Raw genomic sequence first — 1,894 nt, forward strand, 5'->3', positions numbered from 1 at the left:
TTTTCTTTTGCTAGCGCAACTTGCATTCGCTCCAGTTTTATCTTGTATTCATTGGCTCCATCTGTAGAGGCTTGTTTGATCTTTGTCCGCGCTTGACCATCAGGCGCTAAAAATGGGGCAGGGCGTTTTGTTGGATTCTCATTCCAGATAGCTGTTGCAAGCGCTTCATTGACAGAACCATCTTCAAAAAGAGCCTTATCAAATTTCCCTGTCTTAAAACGAGAAACCACCGCATTATGTGAAACACCCATCTTCTTCGCAAATGCACGAACCGATAAACCCTTACGCGTTTTCTTATTCATAGTTGCTCCATTTTGAATGGTATATACGAATTATTGTACACTTTAATTATTGACAAAGCTTTATTTTTCGTGTACATAAAATATATGAAGATAGTGTGGGATGAACCAAAAAGAGCTTTAAACATTGTTAAACATAAGCTTGATTTTGCTGATGTTATTTACTTTGACTGGGAACATGCTCTTATTGATGCAACACATTCAAACCGCATGAAGGCTATTGGACATTTTGCGGATGGCACAACAGTTATTGTTTTTGCAAAGCTTGGCAATGAAGCGATATCCNGAAACAGGATGTGGCTACACAAAAGAAGATTGGGACGCTGTGGATTCCCCATCACTAACAGATGAAGAACTTGCACGCTTAAAGCCAGCTAAAGACGTTTTACCAGCCTCTTTTTTTAAGTATGTAACAGAAGAGCGCCGTAAACGTGGGCGTCCATCCGTTGAATCTCCTAAACAAGCGGTTACTCTCCGTCTCGACCCAAATGTTATTGCCTCTTTTAAAAAACAAGGAAAAGATTGGCGAACACGTATGGGTGAAGTCTTAAAAAAAGCAAGTGGTAGCTAAACCAACCACCTCCCCACTGTTGAGAACGGGGAGGGGAGATGTGTCTTAAGCTAAGCAGCTTTCACGACAGATCTTTCTAAGACTTGTTTTGCTTCTTTAATGAGAGCTTTGTATTTTCTGTTTTCTTCATCTACTCTGAAGGTATCAAGAAGACGAACATGAATTGGACCCAGAAGATACAAAACTTTTTCACCAGCGTTCATACCTTCCCAATAACTTGGCAAATCAAAGCGTGTATCATTATCATAATCAACAGATTGGCTTTTTAGTTTCTTCTCGCACTCAATAAAGTAACGGCGTGCTTGACGTCCTTTCTCGTTACGTTCCACCATTGAGAGCTCTTTCGCCATGTCTAATGTGATGTGGTATTCTGTACTTGGACGACCGCTTTTAGGTTTTACTAAATTTTTAGTAAAACTCACAAAGTCCTTATTTTCTAGGAAACCATATTCTTTAATACGATTAATGATCCAATCGTTAAAACGAGATGTGACCTTCAAAAACATATGCAACTCACGTGCATTTACTGCTTGAACAGTTTCTTGATCAATTGTTTGTTCTGTAATTTTAATAAGAGTGTTCATAATGAACTCCTAGTTGTTAAGGTTTTCTATTGACATCCGAAGAGGATGCCGGGCGCTAGAAAACACGGCAACTAGCCCGTCGTTACGCCTTTCCCATAAAGGGTATTGTATAGCATAACCACACCCGACAATATCATTATATGCTTGTAGCATACAACGAGTCAAAGTCTTTAATGCGCGGAAAAGAGATTGGTTCGGCAACCCACCCGCTAGTTGTTTTCAGGTGTTTTCTAGGCACCTGATTCGATTATTCATATTGTTGCTACATTGTCAAGTGGCAAAAATTACTTTTTGCTAAGAAAACGTTTCACATACTGTACAGTGTACACATTAAATTTGTTATTTATCAATGTGTTATATGTACAATGTACAGTCAATTTGAAAATTCTGTCGCTAGCGATAGTTCGCGCTGTCCTGCCCCGCAACAGACCCAACCCGCT

Annotated in this window: 3 protein-coding genes and 1 pseudogene; 2 read left to right on the top strand and 2 right to left on the bottom strand. The window is 39.6% G+C overall.

Features of this window, described 5'->3' with window-relative positions; all coding sequences use genetic code 11:
* Positions 1-302: pseudogene (locus ACFILT_RS02050) on the bottom strand (hypothetical protein); the annotation flags it as partial.
* Between the two features lie 84 nt (positions 303-386).
* Here ACFILT_RS02050 and ACFILT_RS02055 point away from each other — a divergent pair.
* Together ACFILT_RS02055 and ACFILT_RS02060 are read left to right on the top strand one after the other, a co-directional pair.
* Positions 387-650, top strand: coding sequence for a BrnT family toxin (locus ACFILT_RS02055; protein WP_375679496.1), 264 nt, complete (start codon positions 387-389; stop codon positions 648-650).
* Positions 571-870: a BrnA antitoxin family protein gene (locus tag ACFILT_RS02060; protein WP_375679497.1), complete on the top strand. Its 300-nt coding sequence runs from the start codon at positions 571-573 to the stop codon at positions 868-870. Before ACFILT_RS02055 ends, ACFILT_RS02060 begins: the two co-directional genes overlap by 80 nt.
* Positions 871-920: 50 nt before the next feature.
* On the opposite strand, the gene ACFILT_RS02065 is transcribed toward ACFILT_RS02060, so the two are convergent.
* Positions 921-1,454, bottom strand: a complete 534-nt coding sequence (locus ACFILT_RS02065; RefSeq protein WP_375678639.1) for an antA/AntB antirepressor family protein — start codon at positions 1,452-1,454, stop codon at positions 921-923.
* Between the last annotated feature and the right edge of the window lie 440 nt (positions 1,455-1,894).

This window comes from Bartonella sp. AP7XZML (assembly GCF_042195745.1).
Taxonomy (GTDB): Bacteria; Pseudomonadota; Alphaproteobacteria; order Rhizobiales; family Rhizobiaceae; genus Bartonella.